The 4,974-nt window shown below is 61.3% G+C and carries 9 protein-coding genes and 1 pseudogene; all 10 read left to right on the top strand.

All coding sequences use genetic code 11. From position 1 onward, the window contains the following. Positions 1 to 137, top strand: a pseudogene (gene tuf / locus ABY403_RS13255) (elongation factor Tu); the annotation flags it as partial. A gap of 71 nt (positions 138 to 208) precedes the next feature. After that, entirely contained in the window at positions 209 to 517 is a 309-nt protein-coding gene (gene rpsJ, locus ABY403_RS13250) for a 30S ribosomal protein S10 (protein WP_372841302.1), read from the top strand. A gap of 17 nt (positions 518 to 534) precedes the next feature. Next, positions 535 to 1,248 (top strand): 50S ribosomal protein L3, encoded by a 714-nt coding sequence (gene rplC / locus ABY403_RS13245; protein ID WP_372841303.1) that lies wholly within the window; start codon positions 535 to 537, stop codon positions 1,246 to 1,248. After that, positions 1,245 to 1,865 carry a 50S ribosomal protein L4 gene (rplD, locus tag ABY403_RS13240; RefSeq protein ID WP_372841301.1) on the top strand — a complete coding sequence of 207 codons (621 nt, stop codon included), beginning with the start codon at positions 1,245 to 1,247 and terminating at the stop codon, positions 1,863 to 1,865. Before rplC ends, rplD begins: the two co-directional genes overlap by 4 nt. Further along, on the top strand, positions 1,862 to 2,158 hold the full coding sequence (locus tag ABY403_RS13235) for a 50S ribosomal protein L23 (protein ID WP_372841300.1): 297 nt from the start codon (positions 1,862 to 1,864) through the stop codon (positions 2,156 to 2,158). The genes rplD and ABY403_RS13235 overlap by 4 nt, the downstream gene beginning before the upstream one ends. 116 nt (positions 2,159 to 2,274) lie before the next feature. After that, a complete protein-coding gene (gene rplB / locus ABY403_RS13230; RefSeq protein WP_372841299.1) occupies positions 2,275 to 3,111 on the top strand; it encodes a 50S ribosomal protein L2 in 837 nt (278 codons plus the stop codon). 3 nt (positions 3,112 to 3,114) lie between these two features. Further along, a complete protein-coding gene (rpsS, locus tag ABY403_RS13225) occupies positions 3,115 to 3,393 on the top strand; it encodes a 30S ribosomal protein S19 (RefSeq protein ID WP_372841298.1) in 279 nt (92 codons plus the stop codon). 3 nt (positions 3,394 to 3,396) lie between these two features. After that, on the top strand, positions 3,397 to 3,792 hold the full coding sequence (gene rplV, locus ABY403_RS13220) for a 50S ribosomal protein L22 (protein ID WP_372841297.1): 396 nt from the start codon (positions 3,397 to 3,399) through the stop codon (positions 3,790 to 3,792). Next, on the top strand, positions 3,792 to 4,502 hold the full coding sequence (rpsC, locus tag ABY403_RS13215) for a 30S ribosomal protein S3 (RefSeq protein ID WP_372841296.1): 711 nt from the start codon (positions 3,792 to 3,794) through the stop codon (positions 4,500 to 4,502). The genes rplV and rpsC overlap by 1 nt, the downstream gene beginning before the upstream one ends. Before the next feature lie 12 nt (positions 4,503 to 4,514). Beyond that, entirely contained in the window at positions 4,515 to 4,928 is a 414-nt protein-coding gene (gene rplP / locus ABY403_RS13210; protein ID WP_372841295.1) for a 50S ribosomal protein L16, read from the top strand. The last annotated feature ends 46 nt before the right edge of the window (positions 4,929 to 4,974 follow it).

Raw genomic sequence — 4,974 nt, 5'->3', positions numbered from 1 at the left:
TGGTGATGCCGGGCGACAACCTGAAGTTCGAAGTCGAGCTGATCCAGCCGATCGCGATGGAAGAGAAGCTCCGCTTCGCCATCCGCGAAGGCGGCCGCACCGTCGGCGCCGGCGTCGTCTCGAAAATCATCAAGTAAGACGCGGTTCGAAGCAGGCGGGGCATGAGGCCCCGTCTGCCTCTCAACCTTAAGCCCGCAAGAGGCATGACATGACCAGTCAAAACATTCGTATCCGGCTCAAGGCCTTCGATTTCCGCGTGCTGGACGCCAGCACCGCTGAAATCGTAAACACGGCCAAGCGCACGGGCGCCACGGTGCGCGGCCCGATTCCGCTGCCGAACAAGATCGAGAAATTCTGCGTTCTGCGCGGACCGCACATCGACAAGAAGTCGCGTGACCAGTGGGAGATTCGCACCCACAAACGCCTTCTGGACATCGTCGACCCCACCCCGCAGACCGTGGACGCGCTCATGAAGCTCGACCTCGCCGCGGGCGTGGACGTCGAGATCAAAGTTTAAGGGGGGGCGTGGCAATGTTGCGTTCTGGTGTAATCGCCAAGAAGCTGGGCATGACCCGGCTGTTCCTCGAAGACGGCCGCCAAGTTCCGGTGACCGTGCTTCAACTCGACAACCTGCAGGTGGTGGCGCAGCGCACCACCGAGCGTGACGGCTATACCGCCGTGCAGCTCGGTGCTGGCGTGGCCAAGGCCAAGCGCACGACCGCCGCAATGCGCGGCCACTTCGCCAAGGCGAATGTGGCACCCAAGCGCAAGGTTGCGGAGTTTCGTGTAAGCCCCGAGAACCTGATCGAAGTCGGTGCCGAGATTTCGGCGGCCCACTATGCCGAAGGGCAGTTTGTGGACATCGCCGGCACCTCGATCGGTAAAGGCTTCCAAGGTGCCATGAAGCGGCATAACTTTGGCGGTCTGCGTGCCTCGCACGGCGTTTCGGTCAGCCACCGTTCGCACGGTTCGACCGGCCAGTGCCAAGAACCCGGCAAGGTGTTCAAGGGCAAGAAAATGGCGGGCCACATGGGTGCCGTGCGTGTGACCACGCAGAATATCCAAGTGGTGCGCACCGATGCCGACCGCGGCCTGATCATGGTCAAGGGCTCGGTTCCGGGCAACAAGGGTGGTTGGGTGACGATCAAGGACGCGGTGAAGAAGCCGCTGCCGAAAGATCTGCCGCTGCCCGCCGCGCTGAAAGTTGCTGCTCCGGTCGAAGTCTCGGCCGAAGGGGGTGAAGCATGAAACTCGATGTGATCAAACTTGACGGCGGCAAAGCCGGCACGATCGATCTGGACGACGCCCTGTTTGGCCTCGAGCCGCGCGCAGACATTCTGCACCGCGTCGTGCGCTGGCAGCGTGCGAAGGCTCAGGCCGGCACCCACTCGGTGCTGACCCGCGCCGAAGTGTCCTATTCGACCAAAAAGATCTATCGCCAAAAAGGCACCGGCGGCGCTCGCCACGGTTCCAAGAAGGCACCGATCTTCCGCCACGGCGGTGTCGTCAAGGGCCCGATCCCGCGCAGCCATGCGCATGATCTGAACAAGAAGTTCCGCGCGCTTGGCCTGCGTCATGCGCTTTCGGCGAAAGCCGGCGAGGGCAACCTGATGGTGATCGACTCGATCGAGATGGCCGAAGGCAAGACCGCGATTCTGGCGAAAGCCGCGCGCGAGCTTGGCTGGAAGCGCGTGCTGATCATCGACGGTGCCGATGTGAACGAAAACTTCGCCCGTGCGGCGCGCAACATCGAAGGCATCGATGTGCTGCCGTCGATGGGCGCCAACGTCTATGACATCCTGCTGCGTGATCAACTGGTGATCACCAAGGCTGGTGTCGAAGCCCTGGAGGCTCGTCTGAAATGACCGCGAAAGCAGAACACTACGACGTGATCCGCAAGCCGATCATCACCGAAAAGGCTACCGCTGCCTCTGAACATGGCGCGGTGGTGTTTCAGGTGGCGATCGACGCCAGCAAGCCGGTGATCAAGGAAGCCGTCGAGGCGCTTTTCGGTGTCAAGGTGAAAGCGGTCAACACCGTCCTCACCAAAGGCAAGGTGAAAAAGTTCCGCGGCCGCCCCGGCGTCCGTAACGACGTGAAAAAAGCCTATGTGACCCTTGAAGCAGGGAACACTATCGACGTCTCGACGGGGCTTTGATAGAAGGCGACGAATCTCGCGGCCCCGGGTTCCGGGGCCGCGGATCATTTTGAAGACGGGCACACTAGCCCATTCGGAAACGGACCTTTGGTCCAAAGCAACGGAAGACAGAAAGCATGGCACTCAAGTCGTATAATCCGACTACGCCAGGCCAGCGTGGGCTGGTTCTGATCGACCGTTCGGAGCTTTGGAAAGGCCGCCCCGTAAAGACCCTGACTCAGGGTCTGAGCAAGACGGGTGGCCGGAACAATACCGGGCGGATCACGATGTGGCACAAGGGTGGCGGCGCCAAGCGCCTCTACCGGATCGTCGATTTCAAGCGCACCAAGTTCGACATGGCGGCTGTTGTTGAGCGGATCGAATACGACCCGAACCGCACCGCCTTCATCGCACTGGTGAAGTATGAGGACGGCGAGCAGACCTACATCCTTGCGCCGCAGCGCTTGGCCGTAGGCGATAGCGTCATCGCTGGCGCAAAGACCGACGTGAAGCCCGGCAACGCGATGCCGTTCTCGGGTATGCCGATCGGTACCATCGTGCACAACGTCGAGCTGAAGCCCGGCAAGGGTGGCCAGATGGCGCGCGCGGCGGGCACCTATGCCCAGTTCGTTGGCCGTGATGGCGGCTATGCACAGGTCCGGCTGTCGTCGGGCGAGCTGCGCATGGTGCGGCAAGAGTGCATGGCGACGGTGGGTGCGGTATCAAACGCCGACCACTCGAACCAGAACCTTGGCAAGGCGGGCCGTCGCCGGCACATGGGCATTCGCCCGACTGTGCGCGGCGTCGCCATGAACCCGATCGATCACCCGCATGGCGGCGGTGAAGGCCGCACCTCGGGCGGCCGGCACCCGGTTACACCGTGGGGCAAGGGCACCAAGGGCACCAAGACCCGCAAGAACAAGACGACGGACAAATACATTGTCCGCTCGCGCAACGCCAAGAAGGGTCGGTAATCCATGGCACGTTCTCTTTGGAAGGGCCCCTTCGTTGATGCCTATCTGCTGAAGAAAGCAGAAAAGGCGCGCGGTACGGGCAAATCGGAAGTCATCAAGATCTGGTCGCGCCGCTCGACCATTCTGCCGCAATTCGTGGGCCTCACCTTTGGCGTCTACAACGGCAAGAAGCACATCCCGGTCAACGTGACCGAGGAAATGATCGGTCAGAAGTTCGGTGAATATTCGCCGACGCGCACCTACTACGGTCATGCGGCCGACAAGAAAGCGAAGAGGAAATAAGCCATGGGTAAGGAAAAGAATCCGCGCCGCGTGGCGGAGAATGAGGCTCTGGCCAAGGCCAAGATGCTGAAAACCTCGCCGCAGAAGTTGAACCTCGTTGCCGAACTGATCCGCGGCAAGAAAGTGGAAAAGGCTCTGGCCGATCTCACCTTCTCGAAAAAGCGGGTTTCGGACGACGTGCGCAAATGCCTGCAGTCGGCCATCGCCAACGCTGAAAACAACCACGGGCTTGATGTTGACAGCCTGATCGTTGCAGAAGCCTGGGTGGGCAAGAACATCACGCTCAAGCGCGGTCGTCCGCGTGCGCGTGGCCGTTTCGGCAAGATCATGAAGCCGTTTGCGGAAATCACCATCAAGGTTCGCCAGGTCGAAGCCACCACTGCCGGGGAGCGTGCGTAATGGGTCAGAAGGTCAATCCGATCGGCATGCGCCTGCAGGTCAACCGCACTTGGGACAGCCGCTGGTTTGCTGAAAGCAAAGACTACGGCAACCTGCTGCTTGAAGATCTGAAGATGCGTGACTTCATTCGCGAAGACGCGAAGCTGGCAGGCATCAGCCGGGTCATCATCGAACGCCCGCACAAAAAGTGCCGCGTCACCATTCATGCCGCGCGCCCCGGTGTCATCATCGGCAAAAAGGGCGCCGACATCGAGACGCTGCGCAAGAAACTCGCGAACCTCACCAAGTCCGAGCTGCACCTCAACATCGTTGAAGTGCGCAAGCCCGAGCTTGATGCGCAACTGGTCGCGGAATCGATCACCCAGCAGCTTGAGCGCCGGGTTTCGTTCCGTCGTGCCATGAAGCGTGCGGTGCAGAACGCGATGCGCATGGGTGCGCTTGGTATCCGTGTCAACGTTGGCGGTCGCCTTGGCGGCGCCGAGATCGCGCGGGTGGAATGGTACCGTGAAGGCCGCGTGCCGCTGCATACGCTGCGCGCTGATATCGACTATGCGTTGTCGGAGGCGGAAACCGCCTATGGCATCATCGGCGTCAAGGTCTGGATCTTCAAAGGCGAGATCATGGAACACGACCCGCAAGCGCATGACCGTCGTGCCAGCGAAGCCCAGGACGGCCCCGCGCCGCGTGGGCCGCGCCGCGATGCCCGGTGAGGAGTAAGATAGATGCTGCAACCTAAACGGACCAAGTTCCGCAAACAGCACAAGGGCCGCATTCACGGCGAAGCCAAAGGCGGCTTCCTGCTGAACTTCGGTTCCTTCGCCCTGAAAGCGACAGAACCCGAGCGTATCACCGCGCGGCAGATCGAAGCGGCCCGCCGCGCGATCACCCGCCACATGAAGCGCCAGGGCCGTGTCTGGATTCGGATATTCCCCGATGTTCCGGTTTCGTCGAAGCCGACTGAAGTGCGGATGGGTAAAGGCAAGGGGGCGACCGACTACTGGGCAGCCCGTGTCAAACCCGGTCGTATCATGTTCGAGATCGACGGCGTTGTTGAATCCGTTGCAAGGGAGGCCCTTCGTCTTGGGGCCAACAAATTGCCGGTGATGACCCGCATCGTGGCCCGCGAAGACTGGTAATCCGCCAGTCCCGCAGTCGAACTAATGACATTCGCACCCTCCGGTC

It is taken from the genome of Phaeovulum sp., assembly GCF_041596715.1.
Lineage (GTDB): Bacteria > Pseudomonadota > Alphaproteobacteria > Rhodobacterales > Rhodobacteraceae > UBA6213.
Note: the sequence above shows the minus strand (reverse complement) of the source record. Positions and strands in the feature narration are given on the sequence as shown.